20 protein-coding genes are annotated in these 22,039 nt (G+C 68.2%); 11 read left to right on the forward strand and 9 right to left on the reverse strand.

The window, feature by feature from the left end:
* The first annotated feature begins 73 nt into the window (after nt 1–73).
* Nucleotides 74–1,489, forward strand: a complete 1,416-nt coding sequence (locus ATO3_RS15300; RefSeq protein WP_088650756.1) for a TolC family outer membrane protein — start codon at nt 74–76, stop codon at nt 1,487–1,489.
* Nucleotides 1,490–1,563: 74 nt separating this feature from the next.
* Entirely contained in the window at nt 1,564–3,399 is a 1,836-nt protein-coding gene (locus ATO3_RS15305) for a hypothetical protein (RefSeq protein ID WP_088650757.1), read from the forward strand.
* 359 nt (nt 3,400–3,758) lie between these two features.
* On the opposite strand, the gene ATO3_RS15310 is transcribed toward ATO3_RS15305, so the two are convergent.
* Nucleotides 3,759–4,082 (reverse strand): DUF6280 family protein, encoded by a 324-nt coding sequence (locus tag ATO3_RS15310; RefSeq protein WP_088650758.1) that lies wholly within the window; start codon nt 4,080–4,082, stop codon nt 3,759–3,761.
* A gap of 249 nt (nt 4,083–4,331) precedes the next feature.
* On the opposite strand from ATO3_RS15310, the gene efp reads away from it, so the two are divergent.
* Entirely contained in the window at nt 4,332–4,895 is a 564-nt protein-coding gene (gene efp, locus ATO3_RS15315) for an elongation factor P (protein WP_088650759.1), read from the forward strand.
* 311 nt (nt 4,896–5,206) lie between these two features.
* On the opposite strand, the gene ATO3_RS15320 is transcribed toward efp, so the two are convergent.
* Nucleotides 5,207–6,154 carry an ABC transporter transmembrane domain-containing protein gene (locus ATO3_RS15320; RefSeq protein ID WP_088650760.1) on the reverse strand — a complete coding sequence of 316 codons (948 nt, stop codon included), beginning with the start codon at nt 6,152–6,154 and terminating at the stop codon, nt 5,207–5,209.
* 166 nt (nt 6,155–6,320) lie between these two features.
* Here ATO3_RS15320 and ATO3_RS15325 point away from each other — a divergent pair, with 166 nt between their 5' ends.
* Nucleotides 6,321–7,619 (forward strand): caspase family protein, encoded by a 1,299-nt coding sequence (locus ATO3_RS15325; protein WP_088650761.1) that lies wholly within the window; start codon nt 6,321–6,323, stop codon nt 7,617–7,619.
* Nucleotides 7,613–8,449 (forward strand): M15 family metallopeptidase, encoded by an 837-nt coding sequence (locus tag ATO3_RS15330; protein ID WP_088650762.1) that lies wholly within the window; start codon nt 7,613–7,615, stop codon nt 8,447–8,449. Before ATO3_RS15325 ends, ATO3_RS15330 begins: the two co-directional genes overlap by 7 nt.
* Nucleotides 8,450–8,464: 15 nt before the next feature.
* Here the strand turns inward: ATO3_RS15330 and ygfZ are convergent, their stop codons facing one another.
* Complete coding sequence (gene ygfZ, locus ATO3_RS15335; RefSeq protein ID WP_088650763.1) at nt 8,465–9,229, reverse strand: CAF17-like 4Fe-4S cluster assembly/insertion protein YgfZ; 765 nt, start codon at nt 9,227–9,229, stop codon at nt 8,465–8,467.
* A gap of 102 nt (nt 9,230–9,331) precedes the next feature.
* Here ygfZ and ATO3_RS15340 point away from each other — a divergent pair, with 102 nt between their 5' ends.
* Nucleotides 9,332–10,021, forward strand: coding sequence for a TIGR04283 family arsenosugar biosynthesis glycosyltransferase (locus ATO3_RS15340; protein ID WP_088650764.1), 690 nt, complete (start codon nt 9,332–9,334; stop codon nt 10,019–10,021).
* Between the two features lie 290 nt (nt 10,022–10,311).
* Here ATO3_RS15340 and ATO3_RS15345 read toward each other — a convergent pair whose 3' ends face one another.
* Together ATO3_RS15345 and ATO3_RS15350 are read right to left on the reverse strand one after the other, a co-directional pair.
* Nucleotides 10,312–12,084, reverse strand: coding sequence for an ABC transporter ATP-binding protein (locus ATO3_RS15345; RefSeq protein WP_233152168.1), 1,773 nt, complete (start codon nt 12,082–12,084; stop codon nt 10,312–10,314).
* The gene (locus ATO3_RS15350; protein ID WP_088650765.1) at nt 12,081–12,761 is read right to left on the reverse strand and encodes a tyrosine-protein phosphatase; all 681 of its coding nucleotides are present in this window, start codon (nt 12,759–12,761) and stop codon (nt 12,081–12,083) included. The genes ATO3_RS15345 and ATO3_RS15350 overlap by 4 nt, the downstream gene beginning before the upstream one ends.
* Nucleotides 12,762–12,901: 140 nt before the next feature.
* On the opposite strand from ATO3_RS15350, the gene ATO3_RS15355 reads away from it, so the two are divergent.
* Nucleotides 12,902–14,110, forward strand: coding sequence for a pyridoxal-phosphate-dependent aminotransferase family protein (locus ATO3_RS15355; protein WP_088650766.1), 1,209 nt, complete (start codon nt 12,902–12,904; stop codon nt 14,108–14,110).
* Between the two features lie 31 nt (nt 14,111–14,141).
* On the opposite strand, the gene ATO3_RS15360 is transcribed toward ATO3_RS15355, so the two are convergent.
* Nucleotides 14,142–14,345 carry a hypothetical protein gene (locus ATO3_RS15360; RefSeq protein WP_088650767.1) on the reverse strand — a complete coding sequence of 68 codons (204 nt, stop codon included), beginning with the start codon at nt 14,343–14,345 and terminating at the stop codon, nt 14,142–14,144.
* A gap of 85 nt (nt 14,346–14,430) precedes the next feature.
* Nucleotides 14,431–15,537: a pyridoxal phosphate-dependent aminotransferase gene (locus tag ATO3_RS15365; RefSeq protein WP_088650768.1), complete on the reverse strand. Its 1,107-nt coding sequence runs from the start codon at nt 15,535–15,537 to the stop codon at nt 14,431–14,433.
* A 128-nt stretch (nt 15,538–15,665) separates the two neighbouring features.
* On the opposite strand from ATO3_RS15365, the gene ATO3_RS15370 reads away from it, so the two are divergent.
* Nucleotides 15,666–16,448, forward strand: coding sequence for a crotonase/enoyl-CoA hydratase family protein (locus tag ATO3_RS15370; protein ID WP_088650769.1), 783 nt, complete (start codon nt 15,666–15,668; stop codon nt 16,446–16,448).
* Nucleotides 16,449–16,679: 231 nt separating this feature from the next.
* Here the strand turns inward: ATO3_RS15370 and ATO3_RS15375 are convergent, their stop codons facing one another.
* Nucleotides 16,680–17,012, reverse strand: a complete 333-nt coding sequence (locus tag ATO3_RS15375) for a DnaJ family domain-containing protein (protein WP_088650770.1) — start codon at nt 17,010–17,012, stop codon at nt 16,680–16,682.
* Between the two features lie 38 nt (nt 17,013–17,050).
* On the reverse strand, nt 17,051–20,200 hold the full coding sequence (locus ATO3_RS15380) for a valine--tRNA ligase (RefSeq protein ID WP_088650771.1): 3,150 nt from the start codon (nt 20,198–20,200) through the stop codon (nt 17,051–17,053).
* A gap of 217 nt (nt 20,201–20,417) precedes the next feature.
* On the opposite strand from ATO3_RS15380, the gene ATO3_RS15385 reads away from it, so the two are divergent.
* The 3 genes from ATO3_RS15385 to ATO3_RS15395 all read left to right on the forward strand — a co-directional run bounded on the left by ATO3_RS15385 (nt 20,418) and on the right by ATO3_RS15395 (nt 21,907).
* On the forward strand, nt 20,418–20,702 hold the full coding sequence (locus ATO3_RS15385; protein WP_233152169.1) for a DUF3253 domain-containing protein: 285 nt from the start codon (nt 20,418–20,420) through the stop codon (nt 20,700–20,702).
* 44 nt (nt 20,703–20,746) lie between these two features.
* Nucleotides 20,747–21,202, forward strand: a complete 456-nt coding sequence (locus tag ATO3_RS15390) for a methylated-DNA--[protein]-cysteine S-methyltransferase (RefSeq protein WP_088650773.1) — start codon at nt 20,747–20,749, stop codon at nt 21,200–21,202.
* Between the two features lie 243 nt (nt 21,203–21,445).
* Nucleotides 21,446–21,907, forward strand: a complete 462-nt coding sequence (locus ATO3_RS15395; protein ID WP_088650774.1) for a hypothetical protein — start codon at nt 21,446–21,448, stop codon at nt 21,905–21,907.
* Nucleotides 21,908–22,039 lie beyond the last annotated feature (132 nt).

Raw genomic sequence — 22,039 nt, forward strand, 5'->3', positions numbered from 1 at the left:
ACGCTTGCGTGATACAGTTGCGCAGCGCTGTCGTCTAAACTGCGCCAAAAGCACGAAAGAGGCGGTATTGGGCATGTCGAGACTTCTGAAACACCTTCGCAACACCGGCGTTGCCGTCATCGTCGCCGTGGTTTCGGGGCATGTGCCGGGCCAGGCCTCGGCCGAGGTGCTCTCGGACGCGATGGCCAGCGCCTATGTCAACAGCGGCCTGCTGGAACAGAACCGCGCCCTGCTGCGCGCCGCCGACGAAGACGTGGCGATCGCGCTGTCGGCGCTGCGCCCCGTGATCGAATGGTCGGCCAGCTATCAGCGCAACTGGATCGAACGTAATCAGGGCTTTGGCCGGGCCAGCGCAACCACGGATACCGGCTCTCTCGGCCTTCAGGGCAGCCAGCTGCTCTATGATGGCGGCGCCTCCCGGCTGAACATCGAGGCGGCGCAGGAAACCGTTCTCGCCTCGCGCGAGACGCTGCGCTCCATCGAACAGAACGTGCTGCTGAGCGCCGTGCAGGCCTACATGAACCTGGTGCGCGCCAACGAATTCCTGCGGCTGGCGCAGAACAACCGCCGCGTGCTCGAGGAAGAACTTCGCGCCTCCCGCGACCGCTTCGAAGTGGGCGAGGTGACGCGCACCGACGTCGCGCTGTCCGAATCGCGGCTGGCCAATGCGGATTCGAACGTGGCGATTGCCCGGGGTGACGTGGTCACCGCGCGCGCGATCTTCGTGCAGGTCGTGGGGCGCGAGCCCGGCAACCTGTCGCCCACGCCGAACATTCCCGAAGGCCCCGGCACCATCGACGCCGCCCAGGCCACCGCCGTGGTGAACCACCCCGATATCGCGACGCTGCAGCGCCAGATTTCCGCCGCCGACCTCTCCGTCGCCGTCGTGCGCCGCTCGATGATGCCGCAGGTGCGCGCCGGGGTGACGACCGGGATCAACAACACCTTCGACAACGAAGTCTATTCCGACAACGTCACCGCCGGGATCACCATGAGCCAGCGGATCTACCAGGGCGGCGCGATGACCGCCCAGGTCCGCCGCGCCATCGCCACGCGCGATTCGCTGCGCGGCAGCCTGCTGAACACCCAGCGCGCCGTGGAACAGGAAGTCGCCTCCGCCTATGTCGAACTGGAAGTGTCGCGCGCCAACATCGTGTCTTCGGCCGAACGGGTGCGCGCCGCGCAGGTCGCCTTCGACGGCATCCGCGAAGAGGCGCGGCTTGGCTCGCGCACCACGCTGGACGTGCTGACCGCCGAGCAGGAACTGCTCGACGCGCAGGCCGCGCAGATCTCGTTCCAGGCCGACCGCTACATCGCCGCCTATCGGCTGGTGGCCGCGCAGGGCCTGCTCAACGCCGAACGGCTGGGCCTGCAGGTGCCGATCTACGATGTGTCCGCCTATTACAACGCGGTCAAAAGCGGGCCGAGCCTTTACAGCAAGCAGGGTCAGGAACTTGACCGTGTCCTCCGGGCCCTCGGGAAAGAGTGACAATTTTCCCTTTCTGTTGTGCGGTGGGCACCCCCGGGTTATCCTCCCGGGTCAGGGCAGAACGGTAGCAGTACATGACAGATCCAGTCTCGAAGGGTGAAATCGAGGACGTGCTGTCCTCGATCCGGCGGCTGGTCTCGGAAGAATCACGCAAGACCCAGGGGCCGACCCCGGCTGATCCCCGGCCGGCGTCGCGGGACAAGCTGGTCCTGACGCCCGCCTTGCGCGTGACCGAGACCGAGACCGACAGTGAAACCGCCTCTGCCGGCCCGCAGGGCGCGGCCGTTTCGCCGCCCGCTGCCACCGGGCCAGACGACAGCGCGGCCGATGCGCCCGATCCGGCGTCCGACGCCGATATGAACGGCGGCCCGGACCATGTCGCCCCGCGCCAGCCCCGGCTCGAACCCGAACGCTGGACCCCGCGGCCGGTTCGCTCCGATCCTGTCGCGGCAGATCCTCTGTCGACCGCAGGCGCGACCCGGGTCGAGGGACCCAGTGCCGCCGCCACCGACACTCCACCCGAGGCCGTACGCCCGGAAACGCCCGGCTTGACGGGCGATGACGTGGCGCCCCGCGAAACGGGGCAGCTCGCGCCCGAGGACACCGACACCCCCGACCGCGCCTTCGAAGACCTCCTGACCGAAGCTGAAGAGGTCGCCGCCAACGCAGCGGAGGCCGGGTTCGACCCGATCTCCGACGCCGATTTCGATCCGGAGCTGGAGGCCGACCTGGACGCGCATCCCGACGCCGGGACGGATGCCGACGCCACCGATCCCGAAACGGATACCGCCGGGCAGGAGGAGGACGCCTTCGCCCCCGCCCACGACCAGTTCACCTGGTCCGGTGCACGGGCCTCCGCGCCCCGCCGCCTGGGCCTCCGCACCGAGGACACGCGCTCCTGGGACCATCCCATGGCGCCCTTCATCAATCCCGGCGCCGCCACTGAGGGCCTGACCGCCCCGGATGCCGGCGCGGCAACGGACAGCGCCTGGGGCGAAGGCCATCCCGTGGTCCATCCGCCCCGCGTGGACGCGCCCGTAGGCTGCCTGCCTGACCCGGACGATCCCGCTGCCGACACCGCCGAAGACAGTGCCGGCGCCGCGCCCGTGCTCCTCGCCGCCTCGTCCCGGGTCGCTCCGCCCTCCGCCGGGGCAGCGGCTTGGCCCGCCATTGAAGGCGACGACAGCGACGAGACGGCCCAGCACATGGCGCCGCCCGAAGAGCGGACCGCCCCCGCCGCGCAAGATGGCGATCGGGTCTCCGACAGCCTCTCGCTTGCCGCATTCGCGACCTCCCAGGCCGGGGAGCGCATTCCGGACGGCCCCTCGGACGACATGGATTACATGCCCGCGGGCCCCGACCTGCCGCGCGAGGCGCCGCTTCGGATGCAGGGCGCGCCACTGGCGCCCGATGCCGACGTGCCGATGCCGCCCACCGCCGCCGCCGCGATCGAGGCGCTGACCGCCAAGATCGCCATGCTCGAGGCCCAGCTGGCCGAGAGCCGGGCCGCCAATGCCGTGCACGACGCCACGGCCCGGGCCACGCCCACGGACCCCGCCGCCCTCCAAGAGGACCTCGACGAGGACGAACCGGCCGATTACACGGGCGCTCCGGCCGAGCAGGCCGTCCACTGGCACCCCGAGCCGTCGGACGAGATCCCTGCCGACAGGGATGAAGAGGCCGAGGCGGAAGCCGAGGCCGCCGCCGCCCTGCGCGAAGCGCAGGCCGCCAACGCGGATATCTTCGGCACCCAGGAGGCGATCCTCGACGAGGACACCCTGCGCGAACTGGTCACCGATATTGTCCGCGAAGAGCTGCAGGGCGCCCTGGGCGAGCGGATCACCCGCAATGTCCGCAAGCTTGTCCGCCGCGAGATCCACCGCGCACTGACCGCTCAGGACCTCGACTGACGCAGCCCTGGCGGGCCGTGCGCTGCAGCCTGCGGCCCGGTATGGCGCAGAGGTGTGGAATAGACGTGTAGACTGGAAGACCGTCATCGCAGCCGATGCGCGCCATGGGCGCCGCACGGCGGGATCGATCCCCGGAGGCACCAAGCATGACGGCCCTGCGCGCACTGCGGCAAGGGCCTTGCGGTCACACCATCAGCCGCGCAGGCCGCGTCGCAAACACAGCCCCTGGGACTGCGCCGAAGACCGGTGTGCGGTCACCCGGAGTGGCCGGCGCAAGACGCGACGTCACTTTCCCGGGTCGCAAAACGAACGACGCGCCCGGTGAGGGGCGCGTCGTTCGGTGTTGGCTGGCGTCCTGTTCAGGCGGCTTCGGCCTGGGCCTCCGCGGCATGACGGCGTTCGCTCTCTTCGCGCGACAGCGCGACCGAGGTCCGAACCCCTTTGCCGACGAACTCCATCAGTCCCGACACGACCCGTTCATTGGGGTCGATGCCAGCGCAGGTCAGCACTTCGCGGCCATCCCGCGAACGGGCCCAGCGGGCGATCTGCTCGGGACCGTTGCCATATTTCTTGTCGTCGGCAATGGCGTCGTCCAAAGCAGCAAGCACCACAGCCGCGAACAGTTTGCGGGCACGGTTGCCTTGCTCATTGTTAAAGGCCGTGCCGTCAACGAAATCTCTCATCTCGTGTCCTTGTTTTTCTTGCTCTTGGTTTTCGGCGTGGCGCCCCTTATGACGATTGCGGACTGATTCGGATACCGCTATATCGCATACCTTCGTTGCACACAGTGCATGGCTGGCGGAGGTGGTCTTAAGTGTTTTCCGTCTTCCGATCCCTTGGACGCCTGGTGGGGTCGTCGCCTTGTCACACTGTTGCGGTGGAGATATAGGGGACCGCAACAGGCCATCAACCATTTCTGAAGGTTTTATGTCATGCCAAAGATCAATGGCAACGAGATCCGTCCGGGCAACGTGCTGGAGCACAACGGCGGCCTCTGGGCCGCTGTGAAGGTGGATCACGTCAAGCCCGGCAAGGGCGGTGCCTTCGCCCAGGTCGAGCTGCGCAACCTGCGCAACGGCTCCAAGCTGAACGAACGTTTCCGCAGCGCCGACAAGGTCGAGCGCGTCCGGCTGGAACAGAAGGACATGCAGTTTCTCTACGAAACCGACGGCATGCTGACCTTCATGGATACCGAGACCTACGACCAGGTCGAGCTGCCCGCCGAGCTTCTGGGCGATCGCCGCCCGTTCCTGCAGGACGGCATGACCATCGTGGTCGAGTTCCACGAGGAAGAGGCGCTGAACGCCACCGTGCCGCAGAAGGTGACCTGCAAGATCGTCGAGACCGAGCCCGTCGTGAAGGGCCAGACCGCGGCCAACAGCTTCAAGCCGGCGGTTCTGGACAACGGCGTGAAGGTCATGGTGCCGCCTTTCGTGGGGCAGGACGAGGACATCATCGTCAACACCGAGACCATGGAATATTCCGAACGCGCCTGAGGCGGGGCCGGCGCGCCGCGGCTGGACGTGGCGCGGGGCGGATGCCGGATGTTGGGGGCGCTGCCCCCGTCCTCCGTCGGAGGACTCCCCCGGAGGTATTTGGGCCAAGAAGAAGCAGGGGCGGGGTGCCCCGAGGCCGGCGGTCCGACTGGGGGCGCCGGTTTCTTTTTGCGCGGTTCGTGGTTAACGGGCGACGTGGTTGTGGGGGTCGACCGGGGATCGGGGGCGCTGCCCCCCTCCGCCCGGGGGGCGGAGTCCCCCGGAGGTATTTGGGCCAAGAAGAAGCATGGACCTGGGTGGGGCGGGGCGCGTCAGGTGCCGGTGGGCGCGTCGCGGTGCATGGGCGTGCCGGGGCGGGGCATGGCGACGTCCTTGAGAAGTTCGTATTTAACGCGGGTCGCGCTGATCTGGCGGTAGAAGGCGATCAGGAAGCTCGTCGGGCCCTGCAGCCGCGACAGGCCCATCACCGCGGCCACCACCGTACCCACGTCCGTCTCGCCCTTCAGCACGTACCAGCCGCCCAGCAACAGCACGCCGACGGTGCCCGCGCCGGTGATCGCGCTGATCGCGAACTTGGTCGAGAGCTTCCATATGAACATCGACCGGCGCGTCGCGTAGATCCCGTCGAAGGCGCCCAGAACATCCGCGTTCTCGTGGTCCAGGTCGTCCTTCACGATGTCCGAGGTCGACCGCCGCAGGATCCGCACGCGTTCGGCCACGTGGCGGTTCACCACCCGCTGGGTCGACAGCACCAGCACCACCTGCGGCGCCATGATGGCCAGCGCGATCACGCCCAGGATCGGTTCGGCCGTGGCGATGTAGCCCACCACCGAGATCATCGTCCCGATCTGCATCACCGGCTCGGAATAGGCGCTGCCGGCGAACTTGCCCAGCTCCTCCGCCTCGGCCGAGATCATCGTCGACACCGTCCCGGTGCTCAGCTCGCTGTCGCGCCCGGTCTCCAGCGCCGTGCCGTAGATCCGCTGGCGCAGCAACCGCGTCGTGTCCTCGCCCAGGAGGTTGGCGCCGAAGCCCGCCGCCCATTTCAGGGCGAGGCTCAGCAGGATCACCCCCATCATCTCGGCGCAGAGCCGCAGCAGCCCGGGAAAGTGGATTTCGGAGGCGGTGAGCTCGTTGATGATGTCCTTCTGGTAGCTCAGCGGCACCGCCGCCAGCGCCGCGATCGCCGCGGACAGGAGGATGAGAATCACCTGGCGCCCCGCGCTGACCCGCCAGATCGCGGCATACATTTCCAGCATTCTGCGGTCCCCGGTCTCTTGAATCCGGCCTCTTTTTGCCCCCGGTCCCCCGCGGGCGCAAGATGACGGGGGCGAAGGGGGCAGATCGCGTCGCCAAACGGTGACAGGCACGGATCCGCTCGTGTAGCCTTACTCCGGGTCCAGTGTTCTTTGTACCGGGTTGGACATGACTGGGATACGAGTGGTTCTTTTTTGCCTGTTCTGCGCCCTGGCCGTGCTGACCGCGGGACCGGGGCAGGCCAAGCGCCTGGCACTGGTGATCGGTGTCGATGCCTACCAGAACGTCACCCCCCTGCAGAAGGCGGCCAACGACGCCCGCGCCGTGGGCCACGCGCTGCAGCGGTCGGGGTTCGAGGTTCTCAGCCGCATCGACCCCTCGCGGACCGAGTTCCTGCTGGCGCTCAACGACCTTTACAACCGCATCGATCCGGGGGACGAGGTCGTCTTCTTCTTTGCCGGCCACGGCGTGCAGCTGGACGGGCGCAACCGCCTGCTGCCCGCCAACGTGCCCCAGGTCGCCCCGGGGAACGAGCTGCTGCTGGAAGAAGACAGCTTTGCCGCCGACCAGATCATGGAGCGCATCCAGCAGCGCGGCGCGCGGCTGACCTTCATGATCCTGGACGCCTGCCGCAACAATCCCTTCCCGACCCAGGGCCAGCGCAGCGTCGGCGGCGCGCGGGGTCTTGCGCGGATGGAACCGGCCGAGGGCGCCTTCATCCTCTATTCCGCCGGCGCGGGGCAGACCGCGCTGGACCGGCTCTCGAATGCCGACAGCGATCCCAACTCGGTCTTCACCCGGTCGCTGCTGCCGCTGATGGAACAGCCCGGCCTGGCGCTGCCGACGCTCGCCCGCAAGGTCCGCGACGATGTGCGCGAACTGGCGCGCTCGGTGAACCACAACCAGTTCCCGGCCTATTACGATCAGCTCTCGGGCGATTTCTACATCCGTCCCGGAACGGCGGATCCCGACCGGGGGGCCTTCAGCGTGACGGCCAGCCCGGCGCCGCCGCCCGCCGATCCGCCCGCGCCGGGCGATCCCTGCGCCGGGGCCGAGGGCATGTGGACCATCATCCAGACCAGCGAGAGCCAGACCGTTTTCGAGGAATTCCGAAAGCGCTACGGCGAATGCGGCATCTACTCGGCCCTGGCCCTGGAGCAGCTGAACCGGCTCAAGGGCGGCATCGCCAGCAGCCCCGCCGACAGCACGGCGCAGACCCGGCCCGTCGCCGCCGCCCCGCCACAGCCTGTCCGCCCGGCGGCCCCGGTGCCATCGGGGGACGCCTGTTTCGACCTGTGGTACCAGCGGAACGCGGTTTTCCAGGCCTACGGCTATTGTTTCCAGACCGAAAAGGCGAAACGCTATTTCGACACCAGCGCCTGCAGCACCCGCTCGCCCCGCCTGTCGGCGGCGGACCTGAGCCGGGTCGAAGCCATCCGCGCCAGGGAACGGGCCGCGGGATGCTGAATGCCATCGTCCGCTGCGCCCTGCTGCTGGGCCTCGCGGCGCCGGTCGCGGCCTCGGATTGCACGGCGCGCGATTTCCTCGGCCTGACGCTGCCCGACAGCCCGGGGCGCCCCGCCATCGCCATCGCGCTCGAGACCGCCTATCCCGGCCTTTATGTCGACGAGGGGCAGGGCAATGTCCACATGCCCGACGGCTCCACCGTGCTGCCTCTGGGCGGCGTGACCGGGCGCGACCCGGCCCAGCGGCTCGACAGTCCCACGATCGCGGAACAGTTCTTCTATACCTACCCGCTGGCCTTCGACCTTGGACCGCGGCAGGTGCCCTGGACCGATCCGGGCCGCCTGCGCAACCCGGCCTTCTTCGAGGCGCTGTACTACAGCACGCAGGCCGAGGCCGCGGCCGACATGCGCCGCGTCACCTACGCCCCCACCGGCACGCGCTTCGTGCTGGGCGACCGCACCTGCGCGGCGACGCAGCTGGACGCCGCGCTGCGCGACATCGCGGGGCAGGGGATCGATTACAGCCGCTTCTTCCGCAACGTCGGCGGCAGCTTCAACTGGCGCCGCATCGCGGGTACCGACCGGCTCAGCGCGCACAGCTTCGGCATCGCGCTGGACCTGAACGCGGACCTGGGCGGCTACTGGCGCTGGTCCGGCGCCGCGCCGGGGGCGGCGCAGCGCTACGACAACCAGATCCCCGAAGGCATCGTCGCGGCGCTGGAACGCTATGGGTTCGTCTGGGGCGGCAAGTGGCACCATTTCGACGGCATGCATTTCGAATACCGCCCCGAGCTGATCCTGCACGCCCGGCTGTCCGGGGACCGCGCCTGAGCGGCCCCCGCAAGGTCACGCAACCGGATCCAGGCTGACCCGTGCGTCGCCGGCCTGCATCTCCGGCGCCACGCGGTCAAAGCGCAGGTAGGCGATGCCCTTGTCCCCGGCGGTGCTCAGCAGCGTGCCGGCGGCCTTCTCTCCGGCCAGGATCTCGGTGCCCGGCGCGGCCTGGCCGGCGACGGCGACCCGGGCCAGGCCCTTGCGCAGCTCGGTCTTGTGCTTCATCCGCGCGGTAACCTCCTGGCCCACGTAACACCCCTTGCGGAAATCCACGCCGTTGAGCCGTTCGAACCCGGCCTCCAGGATGAAGGTGTCGGGCGTCAGCTCGATACCCGTTTCGGGGATGCAATGGGCGACGCGCAGCGCGGTCCAGTCGGTGCCATCGTCGCTCTCGGGCGCCTCGGAGTAGGCCCGCCACCCCAGCGCCGCGTGGCGCGGGTCGCGGAACGCGCCCTCGGGCGCCGGCCCGGTGCCGCGCTGCACCTGCAACCCGCTGTCGGAAATCGCGACATCGGCGCGCAGCTTGTACATGCTCAGCCGTTTGGCCAGCGCGTCGGCCAGGGCCTCGTCCACGTCCAGCAGGATCGCGCCGCCCTGCCGGGCCAGGAAGAAATCGGCGATGTACTTGCCCTGCGGCGTCAGCAGCGCGGCATAGACAAGCCCGCCGCCGTCCCCGGTCTGATCCGGGTCGAGGCGGCTGATGTCATTGGTGACGAGGCCCTGCAGAAACTCCTCGGCCTCGGAGCCGGTGATTTGGAATACGCGTCGTGAGGGCATCTTGGGATCCTTGTTCCACGGCCGCCCGGGTCGGCGGCGATCTTGTGTCTGGCTGCCGTTGATATAGGTATGCGCAGGCCGCACCCTAACCGAGAGATGCCATTGACCGCCACGCTCAGCATCGTCATTCCGACGCTTGACGCGGAAAAACACCTGCCGAGGTGTCTCGACAGCCTGATCGAAGGGCTGACGGCTGGGCTGATCCGCGACCTGGTGATCACCGACGGGGGCTCGTCGGATACCACCCGCGACATGGCCGATGCCGCCGGGGCGACCCTGGTGACCGGCCCGGCCTCGCGCGGGGGGCAGCTGCGCCGGGGCGTGGCGGCGGCGCGCGGCGACTGGGTGTTGGTGCTGCATGCGGACACGGTGCTGTCCCACGGCTGGTCCGACATCGTGATCGACCATATCCGGGAACAGGGCGGGCCCGCCCATTTCCGCCTGGCCTTCCGCGAGAGCGGCCTGATGCCGGCGCTGGTGTCGGGCTGGGCCAACCTGCGCGCGGGGCTCTTCGCCTTGCCCTACGGCGACCAGGGCCTGCTGCTGCGCCGCGCCGACTACGACCGCGCCGGCGGCTACCCCGACCAGCCGCTGATGGAGGACGTGGCCCTGGCCCGCGCCCTGCGCCGCTCCGGCTGTGCCATCACCCGCCTTAACGCCCGCGCAACCACCTGCGCCGAACGCTACCTGCGCGACGGCTGGATCCGCCGCGGCGCGCGCAACCTCTGGACGATGTTCCGCTACATGATCGGCACCGATCCCGAACGCCTGGCCGCCTCTTACCGGCGCTGAGCACTCAGGCCACCGGCGCGTTCGTGGCGGTCGCTGTGTTGGAGTATTTTTACAAAGATGAAGCAGGGGACCTGTGCGCGATCCATCCGTCCGTGCCTCTGGTCGGGTGGCGGCCCCTATTTGTCGGCTTGTACAAAACGGACAAAGCGCGGCCCGATCCTTGTACAAAACGGCCAGTTCTTCACCTTTGGCCAAATACCTCCGGGGGAGTCGCGGCCTGCCGCGACGGGGGCAGCGCCCCCATCCAACGGTCACATCCTGCGCCGTCACCGGCCCCGGGCGCGCGCGCCTCAGGTCCCCTCGTCGCGGAACTGCAGCCGGTAGAGATCGGCATAAATCCCGCCGCGTGCCAGCAGCTCCTCGTGGGTGCCCTGATCGACCACGCGGCCGTGGTCCATCACCACGATCCGGTCCGCCTCGCGCACGGTCGAGAGCCGGTGCGCGATCACCAGCGTCGTGCGCCCGCCCGAAAGCTGGTCCAGCGCCTGCTGCACCACCTTCTCCGATTGCGCGTCCAGCGCGCTGGTGGCCTCGTCCAGCAGCAGAACCGGCGCCTCGCGCAGCAGCGCCCGGGCGATCGCCACCCGCTGCCGCTGCCCGCCCGACAGGGCCGAACCGCGCGGGCCCACCATCGTGTCGAGCCCGTCGGCCAGCTGGGGCAGGAAATCGCTCACATGGGCGGCCTTCAGCACATCCTGCAGGTCGGCGTCCGAAATGTCGGTGCGGCCCAGAAGGATGTTCTCGCGCAGGGTCTCGTCGAACAGCACCGCCTCCTGGCTGACCACCGAGAAGAGGCCGCGCAGCCCGTCGAGCGACATGTCCCGCGCCTCGATCCCGCCGATCTTCACGGTGCCCTCGGCCGGGTCCACCAGCCGGGTCAGGACATTGAAAATGGTGGATTTCCCCGCGCCCGAGGCACCGACAAGCGCAGTGGTTTTCCCGGCCTCGGCATGCAGCGTGAGATCGCGCAGCACCGTCGTGTCGCCGTAGGAGAGCGTGACATGATCCAGCGCGATGCCGGGCAGACCCTCGGGCGGGTCCACCGGGTGCTCGGGCGAGGTCAGCGTGACCGGCGCATCCAGCAACGCCTTGATCCGCTCCATCGCCGCCGCGGCCACCTGCCAGAGCCCGCTGATCGAGCCCAGCCGCCGGATCGGGTCGAAGGCCAGCCCCATGGCGGTGAAGAAGCTCATGAATTCGCCCACGGATTTCTCGCCCGAGATGATCTCGGACCCGCCGAAGACCAGCACGGCAAGAAAGCCCAGACCTGCGATCACGTCGACCATGCCCGGGATCAGGGCGGACCCGAAGGAGGCGCGGACCTCGGCGCCGACATAGGCCTGCATCTTCTCGTCGAACCGGTTGGCCTGATAGCGTTCGAGCCGGTTCAGCTTTACGGGCACGATGCCGTGGAACACCTCGTCCAGCCGGGTCGCCAGCGCCGCGCCCAGGTCGCGGGCGGTCCGCGCCTGGCCGCGCACGAAGCGCTGGATCGTCGCCACCGGCAATGCCATCAGCGGCACGCCGATCAGGGTCACCGCCGTCCAGCGCCAGTCGATGCTGATCGCCACGCCCATCAGCGCAAAAAGCGAGACCGCATCGCGCCCGGTGCCGGTGACCACCGCGCGCCAGACGTCGTTGATGGAATTCACGTCGGTCTGGATCCGCTGGATCAGGAAACCGGGCGGATGGGCCAGGTGAAAGGCGCCGTCCTGCCGCATCATGTGCCTGAGGATGTCCAGCCGCAGGGCCGCGCCGGTCAGCTGCGAGATCCGGGTGAGGATGACGCTCTTGCTGACCCCGCAGAAGGCGCGCAGCGCGAAGATCCCGGCAATGGTGACGCCCACGCTCCAGATCGCGCTGCGTTCGCCGCCGACGAAGATCTTGTCGAACATCGGCTGCATCATGTAGCTGAGCGCCCCCAGCATCGACCCCTCGATCGTCATCAGGACCATCGCCACCGCCAGCCAGCCCATGTGCGGGCGCAGGTAGCCCCGCCAGAGCCAGCGAAAGAGCTCGGGCGAGGGGGTGGTGTTGGGTTCGGGCATATCGGTCTTGCTCATTCCGGGGGCTCTTTGGCGCGGAAGGCGCGGATCATCGCCTCGTTGTCGTATTCGGTGGCGATCCAGTCCTCGAAGCCGATCGGGTCGCGCGCATTGCGCGCTTCGTAGACATCGAGCGTGTAATCGAGGATGCCCACCTTGCCATTGCGGAAATGCATGAAGCGCGGCGCCAGCATCTTGCGCGCCTCCGAGACCGGTTTGCCCTCGACCTCGATCAGGTAGATGGCCGAGGCGAAGCCCGAGCGGTCGGCGCCGGATTTGCAATGCATCACGAAAGGCTTCTCCAGCGTTTTCATCAGGTGGATCACGTGAAGGATATCCTCGCGCACCGCGGCGCCGCGCGCCAGCAATTGCGCATCGACAAGCTCAAGGCCCAGATCCTCGCAGGCTTCCTTTTCCAGCAGGTAATGCGCCGTCTTCGTCACCCCGCGCAGGTTCAGCACGGTGCGGATGCCCATGGCCTTCATCTTCTCAAGCCGCCCGCGCGAGGGCTGGTTCGACCGGTATACCCCCGGGGCGACCTTGTAGAAGTTCGTCCAGACACGGCGGATGATCTCGTGGTCGAACCACAGGGTGTAGATCATCGCCCGGCGCCGGTGCGCGGGCGTCGACAGGTCGGTGTTGAAATACGCCCGCAGCCGCTTTTCCCAGTCTTTCAGCTGCCGTCCGAGGCGCATGTATCTTCCCTTGCAGATCCGGTCGCATTGCTTTTGCGCAGACGGTCCCTCTTGACAAGCCATGCGTCGCCATGGCGAGCCGTGGATTGACGCCGCCGGGAAGCCCGCTAACGTGCCCGGCGCTATTACAGGAACGTTCCATGACATCCAAGCCAAGCCTTCGCCACGGTCGCCCCTACCTTGCCATCCCCGGCCCCTCCGTCATGCCGGACCGTGTTCTTCAGGCGATGCACCGCCCGGCGCCGAACATCTACGCGGGCGAGGTGGTGGACCTGACGGCAAGCCTGGTGCCCGATCTGAAATACGTGGCCGGGACAGAGCACGACGTAGCGATCTACATCGCCAACGGCCATGGCGTGTGGGAAGCCGCGCTGTCCAACGTGGTCGCCCCCGGCGAGCGGGTGCTGGTCCCCGCCACCGGCCGCTTCGGCCACGGCTGGAGCGAGATGGCCGCCGGCATCGGGGCCGAGGCGCAGATCCTGGATTTCGGCAAGCGCAGCCCCTGGGACCTGGAGCGCATCGCCGATGCGCTGCAGGCCGACTCCGAGCGGAAGATCAAGGCGGTGCTGGCGGTGCACGTGGATACCTCGACCTCGATCCGCAACGACGTGGCCGGCCTGCGCGAGGTGCTGGACGAGACCGGGCATCCCGCGCTGCTGATGGTGGATTGCATCGCCTCGCTGGCCTGCGACCGGGTGACGATGGACGCCTGGGGCGCCGACGTGCTGGTCACCGGCAGCCAGAAGGGGCTGATGACGCCACCCGGGCTGGGCTTTGTCTTCTTCGGACCCAAGGCGGCCGCCGCGCGCCAGGCAATGCCGCGGGTCAGCCGCTACTGGGATTGGGTGCCGCGCGCAAACCCTGAATTCTACTATGAATATTTCGGTGGCACCGCGCCCACGCACCATCTGTTCGCCCTGCGCGCCGCGCTGGACATGATCCGCGAGGAAGGGATCGAGAACACATGGGCCCGCCACGCCACGCTGGCCCGCGCGATCTGGGCCGCGGCCGAGGCCTGGGGCGCGGATGGCCCGATGGAGCTGAACATGCCCGACCCCGCCTTCCGGTCGCACGCGGTCACCGCGCTGCGGATCGGCGCGCCCCATGGCACGGCGCTGCGCGACTGGGTGGATCAGAACCTCGGGCTGACGCTGGGCATCGGGCTGGGCATGGCGCCGCCGGGCGATCCGGCCTGGCACGGGTTCTTCCGGATCGGTCATATGGGGCACGTGAACGGCCACATGATCCTGGGCCTGCTGGGCGGGATCGACGCGGCGCTGAAGGCGCTCGAGATCCCCCACGGCGACGGCGCGCTCGAGGCGGCCTCGACCGTGATCGCCGGTCTCTGAGGTCCCGGCCGGGCCCGCGCGCCGCATGGGGTCAGTCGTCGCTCTCGCGCATTGGCGCGCCCCGGGCTGTGGCGATCCGGTCGATGCCGTGGTTCAGCGCCAGTGCCAGCAACAGCACGGCGGCGAAGCCCCAGGCCGACCAGATCACCCAGAACATGCAGACCAGGTTCACACCCAGCATGATGATCGTGGCATTGGCGTAATCGGGGGCTGGTGGCCTGCTGTCGGACGGCATTGGACGTGCTCCTGAACGGTCGCGCCGACCCTAGCCGCCCTTTGGTGCATGTCAGGTTAATTCCTGCAAAGCCCCGGCCCGGGCTTCAGCCCCGGGCCTCTGCCAGCGCCCCGGGCAGGGCCTCGGCAAATGCATCCAGATCCGCCTGCGTCCCGCAGCTGACGCGGATGCAGCGGTTCTGCGGCGCGACAAAGGGCATCCGCACGAAGATCCCGCGCCGGATCAGCCCGTCCAGCACCGTCTTGGCAAAGGTCCCGTCGGCCCCGCAATCGATGGCCACGAAATTGGTGGCCGAGGGCAGCGGCTCCAGCCCGTTGTCGCGCGCGATCTGCGCGATCCGGCCGCGCGAGGCGTCGATCTCGGCGATCACATGGGCCAGCCACTCGGCATCCTGCAGCGCCGCCAGCGCGCCGGCCTGGCCGATGCGGTTCACGCCGAAATGGTTGCGGACCTTGTTGAAGGCGGTGATCAGGTCTTCGTGCCCCAGCGCGTAGCCGATCCGCTGGCCGGCCATGGCATAGGCCTTGGAGAAGGTGCGCATGCGGATCACGCGCGGATCGTCATGGGGCAGGGGCAGCGCGGCGGCCTCGGGGGCGCATTCGATATAGGCCTCGTCCAGCACCAGCAGGGTGTCCTCGGGCAGATCCTCCATCGCGCGCAGGATGTCGGCGCCCTCGATCCAGCTGCCCATCGGGTTGTCGGGGTTGGCGATGTAGACGAGTTTCGCGTCGGTCTCGCGCGCCTTCGTGAAAAGCGCCCGGGGATCCTCGGCATCGTCGGTATAGGGCACCTTGTGCAGCTCGCCGCCGAAACCCGCCACGTGGTAGTTGAAGGTCGGGTAGGCCCCGTCCGAGGTCACCACCGCGTCGCCCGGCCCGATCAGGAGCCGCACCAGCGAGCCCAGCAGCCCGTCGATGCCTTCGCCGACGGTGATCTGTTCCGGCGTCACACCGTGATGCGCGGCCAGGGCGGCGCGCAGGTCGTGGCTTTCGGGATCGGCGTAGCACCAGACCTCGGGCAGGGCGAGGCGCATGGCCTCGAGCGCCCTTGGCGAGGGGCCGAAGACATTCTCGTTCGCGCCGATCCGCGCGACAAAGGCGCTGCCCCGCGCGCGTTCCTGCGCTTCGGGTCCGACGAAGGGCACGGTGGCGGGCAGGCTCTGGGCGAGCGGGGTATAAAGCGGCGCTGTCATGGCGCGTCATATTGCCCGAGCCGCGCGCCCGCGCAAGAGCCGACGGTCATCGTCGTGACCCGGCGTCGTTCTGGACGGAACGGCGGGACGCCTGCAGTCTGGCGCCAACACGAGGAGGAGGACAGCCCATGGCCCGCGTTTCGGTGACATATCAGGATCACGTCGCGATGGTGACGCTGACCCGGGGCAACAAGATGAACGCCCTGGACGACGAGATGGTCCAGGCGATCCTTGCCGCCGGCGCCGAGGTTGCGGCCTCGGACGCCCGCGCCGTGGTGCTGACCGGGGAGGGCCGCAGCTTCTGTGCGGGGCTGGACCTGCAGAGCTTCGCGAAACTGGCCGGGATGGATGTCGAAAGCTGGCTGATGGAGCGTACTCATCACGACGCCAATGCCATGCAGGAGGTCGCGCTGTGCTGGCGCCGGCTGCCGGTTCCGGTGATCGCGGCGCTAAAGGGCGCGGTATTCGGCGGCGGTCTGCAACTGGCGCTGGGGGCCGATATCCGCATCGCCGGCAGGGACGTGCAGATGGCGGTGATGGAGATGAAATGGGGCCTGGTGCCGGACATGGGCGGCATGGTGCTGCTGCCGGGGCTGCTGCGCTCCGACGTGCTGCGGCTGCTGACCTACACGGCCGCGCCGGTGGAGGCCGAGCAGGCGGAGCGCTGGGGGCTGGTGACCCGGCTGGCCGACGATCCGCTGGCCGAGGCGCAGGCGCTGGCGCGGGAAATCGCGGGGCAGAGCCCGTCCGCGATTCGCGCCGCCAAGCAGCTGATCGAGACGGCCGAGGCGGAGAGCCGCGAGGAGGTGCTGCTGGCCGAGAGCCGTGCGCAGATCGGGCTGATCGGCAAGCCGGACCAGGTCGAGGTGGTCACCGCGCAGATGCAGAAGCGGGCGCCGGTGTTCAGGTGAGCCCCTATGAAGGGGGCGCTGCCCCCGTCGCCTTCGGCGACTCCCCCGGAGGTATTCTCTCCAAGAAGAAGACCTGGGGTTTAAAAATGTCCCACGCGTGGGACAGAGAGCCCGGCGTTTTGAATCAAGAGGTTGGACGGGTGGATTAACGAAGCGTTCAGGATTTTTGGCGCCACGCCCCTGCTTCTTCTTGGGCGAAATACTCCAGAATGCTGTTTCAGCCTGGTGACGTCAGCGGAAAAAGGCGCGACGCGCGTCACGGGCCATGTTGTAGCGCATCTCCAGATCCGCGATCCGGGCCATGGCGGCGCGTTTCTCGTCTGCATCGGTGAGCGTGGTGTAGTGCTGGCGGGCGGCGGCGAGCTGCTCTTTCAGCCCGAATTCCTCTGGCTTTACCCCGGCCTCGGCCATGATGCGCATGCCGGTGGCGAGGGCCGGATCGACCATGGCTTCGCCGCTGCGGTCGGGGAGACGTTTGCCTTCGCCCGCGAGGCCGGAGAGCTTCCTCTCGGCGCGGGCCTTGAGGATCTGGCGTTCGATCAGGGATCGGAAGGCGCGGGACATGTCATACGATTACCGCATGTCCCGCGCGATTTCCAGTTTCAGCCGACCTCGGAGAGGCGGGCGAGGGCCTCTTTCAGCTGGGCTTCTTCGGCTTCGCGCGCCGCGAGATTGGCGCGGGTTTCCTCGACGACCTCTTCCGGGGCGCTTTCGGCGAACTTGGGGTTGTTCAGCCGGCCGCGCAGCCCGCCGAGTTCCTTGGCGAGTTTGCCAAGGGTCTTTTCAAGCCGGGCCTTTTCCTCGTCGATGTCGATGATGTCGGCCAGCGGCAGGCCGAAGGTCGCGCCCTCGGCCGGGATGGTGATCGTGCCCTTGGGCATCGCGGTGGCCTCGGTGAGGCTGTCGATGCGCGCGAGGCGTTGGATCAGGGGGGCGTTGGCCTCCCATGCCGCTTTTGCCGCCGGGTCCATCTGGGTGACGATCATCGGCACCTGCAGGCCGGCCGGCACATGCATCTGGGCGCGGGCGGATCGGGTGTTCTCGATCACCGAGATCACCCAGTTCATCTCGCGGTCGGCGGCCTCGTCGATCAGCTCGTCCCCGTAGGTCGGCCAGTCGGCGTGGATCAGCATCTTGGACCGGGGGCCGGTGGCGTCCCAGAGCTCTTCGGTGATGAAGGGCATGATCGGGTGCAGCAGGATGAAGCACTGGTCGAGCACCCAGCGCATGGTCTTGCGCGTTTCCGCCCTGGCCGCCGCGTCGTCGCCCGAGAGCAGCGGCTTGGCGAATTCCACGTACCAGTCGCAGACCTTGCCCCAGGTGAAGGCATAAAGCGCGTTGGCCGCGTCGTTGAAGCGGAAGGCCTCGAGTGCTGAATCGACCTCGGCGCGGACGCGCGCGGTTTCGCCGATGATCCAGCGGTTCACCGTGGCGGTAGCCGCCGGCGGCGCGGTGGGCGCGGGATCGGTGAAGACCTCGTTCATCTCGGCGAAGCGGGCGGCGTTCCAGAGCTTGGTGCCGAAGTTGCGGTAGCCGGCGATGCGCGACGTCGAAAGCTTCAGATCGCGGCCCATGGCGGCCATCGAGGTCAGCGTGAAGCGGACCGCGTCGGCGCCGTATTCGTCGATCATATCGAGCGGGTCGAGCACGTTGCCGAGCGATTTCGACATCTTCTTGCCCTTCTCGTCGCGGACGAGGGCATGGACATAGACGGTGTCGAAGGGGCGTTGGCCCACCACGGCATATTGCATCATCATCATCCGGGCGACCCAGAAGAAGATGATGTCGAAGCCGGTGACGAGCACGGAGGTGGGGAAGTATTTCTGCAGCGCCTCGGTCTGGTCCGGCCAGCCCAGCGTGCCGATCGGCCAGAGGCCGGAGGAGAACCATGTGTCGAGCACGTCCGGGTCGCGCCAGACCGGGTAGAGCAGCTGGGTCGGATCCTGCGACATCTCGTATTCGGCGAGGCTGCGGGCCAGCGTTTCGATGGCGGTGTGCTTGTCGGCGACCTCGACGATGCGGGCGTGATTCAGGGGCGTCGGGATGTCGGCGATCTCGTCGAGGAACCCGTTTTGCACCTCTTCGAAGCTGGGCGCGCAATGGGCCTTCTGGCCGGCATGGACCATGCCGCCTTCCTGCAGGAGGCGGCCCAGTTCGACCATGTCGAGTTCGCCGTCGCCTTCATCGTCCTTGAAGCCCGGCGCCGAGAGGTCGAGCCCGTACCAGACCGGGATCTGGTGGCCCCACCAGAGCTGGCGCGAGATGCACCATGGCTCGATGTTTTCCAGCCAGTGGAAATACACCTTCTGGTCCTGTTCCGGCAGGATCTGCGTTTCGCCCGAGCGCACGGCGTCGAGCGCGGGGCCGACGATCTGCGCGGTGTCGACGAACCACTGATCGGTCAGCATCGGTTCGATCACAACCTTGGAGCGGTCGCCGAAGGGCTGCATGATCTGCTTGGCCTCGACCAGCGGGACAAGCGCCTGCTCGTCGGTCTCTGCTTCGTCCGCCTCGCTTTTCTTCTTCGGCTTGCCAAGTCGGGGGTCATCGGCGGTGGTCATCACCGCCAGGCCCTCGGCGGTGATCTCGGCGACCACCACCTCGCGCGCCTCGAACCGGTCGAGGCCGCGCAGGTGATCGGGGACAAGGTTCATGCCGTCGACTTCGTTCTCGCCGAAGCTGTCGCCATTGGCGATCTCCTGCGCGCGGGCCGCGCAGGTGGCGTAATCGTAGCCGTCCGAGCGCAGGTGGCCGGAGGTGTCCATCAGCCGGTACATCGGGATGTTGTTGCGCGAGGCGACCGCATAGTCGTTGAAATCATGCGCGCCGGTGATCTTCACCGCGCCCGAGCCGAAGCTGGGATCGGGGTATTCATCCGTGATGATCGGGATCAGGCGGCGGTGTTCCCTGGGTCCCACCGGGATTTCACAGAGCTTGCCGACGATGGGGGCGTAGCGCTCGTCCGACGGGTGCACCGCGACGGCGCCGTCGCCCAGCATGGTTTCGGGCCGCGTCGTGGCGATGGAGATGTAATCCCGCGTTTCGCGCAGGGTGACGTTGCCGTCCTCGTCCTTCTCGACATATTCGTAGGTCTCGCCATCAGCGAGCGGGTACTTGAAGTGCCACATGTGGCCAGCGACGTCGATATTCTCGACCTCGAGGTCGGAGATCGCGGTCTCGAAATGCGGGTCCCAGTTGACCAGCCGCTTGCCGCGGTAGATCAGGCCCTTGTTGTACATGTCCACGAAGACCTTGATGACGGCGTCGTGGAAATTGCCGTCCTCGCCCTCGGGTGCACCGGGGGCGCCGGACATGGTGAAGGCGTTGCGCGACCAGTCGCAGGAGGCGCCGAGGCGTTTCAGCTGGGTGATGATCGTGCCACCCGATTGGCCCTTCCACTCCCAGACCTTCTCGAGGAAGGCCTCGCGGCCCATCTCGCGTCTTGTGGCGTTGCTGCTGTCCTTGGCCAGTTCGCGTTCGACGACCATCTGGGTGGCGATGCCGGCGTGGTCCTGGCCGGGCTGCCAGAGCGTGTCGAAGCCGCGCATGCGGTGCCAGCGGATCAAGATGTCCTGCAGGGTGTTGTTGAACGCATGCCCCATGTGCAGCGAGCCCGTTACATTGGGCGGCGGGATCATGATCGAGAACGTCTCGGGGCGCGAGGCATTGGCCCCGGCCTTGAAGGCGCCCGAGTCTTCCCAGGCCTGGTAGAGACGGCTTTCGGCTGCGGCGGCGTCGAATGTCTTGTCCATGGGGTCCACGCTTTCGTCCTGTCGGTCGGCTTTGTCCTCTACCGCGTGGGGCAGGGAAGGGGAAGCCGGAGGCGGGGATTTCTTGAGGAACGGGCGGGGCCGGGCCGGGGTTCCGGGAGGGAGCAGGGTGATGTCGGGCCGCGCTGACCTGCGGTGGTGCGGGTGGCGGCGTCGGACTGGAGTATTTGTCTCCAAGAAGAAGGGTGGAGGCTGCGCCATGGGATCGGGCCAAGGGGAGGGAGAGCGGATGTCGGACGAGGGCGAGGTGGGGCGAGTGATGCTGGAGCTGGTGGCGGAGCGCGGGCCGGGGCGGACGATCTGTCCGTCCGAGGTGGCGCGGCGGCTGGGCGGCGACTGGCGCGCGCGGATGGACGAGGTGCGGCAGGTGGCGGCGCGGCTGGCCGCGGACGGTCGCATCGTGGTGACGCAGAAGGGCCGGGTGGTGGAGACCGGGCAGGCCAGGGGGCCGATCCGGCTGGGCCTGCCGGGGGAGGCGGGGTGAGACTTTCGCGTGACCGGGCGGTGCGGCGGCGCTAGGCTTGGGCCATGGCCACCGTTGTTGTTCCCACCCGCTTCGGAGAGATCGCCCTGACCCAGGACGGCGACGCGCTGGTGCGCGCCACCTGGGATGGCGAGACGGAGGGCGAGGAGACGCCGCTGCTGGCCGAGGCGGCGCGGCAGTTGGGGGAATACGACGCCGGGACACGCGAGGATTTCGACCTGCCGATGGAGGTGCGCGGATCGGAGGCCCTGCAAGCGGTCTGCGCGGCGATGCGGGCGATTCCCTTCGGCTATACGCGGACCTATGGCGAGATCGCGAAGGACACCGGCCTGTCGGCGCAGGCGGTCGGGCAGCTTTGCGGGTCGAACCCGCTGGCGATCCTGATCCCCTGTCACCGGGTCATGGGGGCCTCGGGTCTGACGGGCTATTCCGGCAAGGGTGGGGTGGAGACCAAGGTCGCCCTGCTGCGGCACGAAGGCGCGGGGTCGTTCCTGATCTGAGCGGCTCCGGGCGTTGCGCGGTGGTGCGATGCGTGCTCGGCGTGGTCTGCCCGGCCGCTTTCGGCGCGAATCTGCATGGTCGTTGCATAGCGACAGGGGACCGTCGGGCGCCCGGATCGGCGGGCGACGCAAGGCTGCGGTCAGACAGGGCGGTGGCGCGGTGGTCTCCCGACATCGAGGGCGATTGCAATCGGGCCCTTCAGCGTCCAACTTGAATACCGAGGATCACAGGAGGACGAGGCGATGACCCAGGACCGGGCGGCGCTCAAGGCGAAACTGCACGAACGGATGAAGGCCCTTGAAGAGGCCGAGCTGGCCGCGGCCATCGAGCATTACGAGGCGCATATGGCCGACAGCAGGCTGAGCGGGCGCGAACAGCATGACAACGACGATATCGCCGACAGCGTGACCGAGCTGAACCTGGCGCAGGGGTTCGAGCACCCGGTCGAGGAACACCAGGCGAAGATCGCGGCGATCCGGTCGCTGGACCTGTCGCCGACCGACGTGGTGCGGCCCGGCGCGGCGATCGTGGTCGGCGGCAAGAACTTCATCGTCAGCGTGGCCACGGCCCGGTTCGACTGCGAGGGCGAGACCTGGATGGGGATTTCGACCCAGGCGCCGATCTACCGCGCGATGGACGGGCTTTCGGCCGGCGACAGCTTTGAACTCGGCGGCCGCAACATGGTCATCGACGAGGTGTTCTGAGACGGGGTTTGGCCCCTTTCGAACAGTGGCGTGCCCGGATGCCCCGACGCGGGCGGCAATCCGGGTGATGCCATTCGGACGACCGGACCAAGCGCGCGGTCCGGTCCCGTGATCGGTGGTCCGGGACAGTCG

The sequence above is a fragment of the Marinibacterium profundimaris genome, assembly GCF_002210095.1.
Classification (GTDB): Bacteria; Pseudomonadota; Alphaproteobacteria; order Rhodobacterales; family Rhodobacteraceae; genus Marinibacterium; species Marinibacterium profundimaris.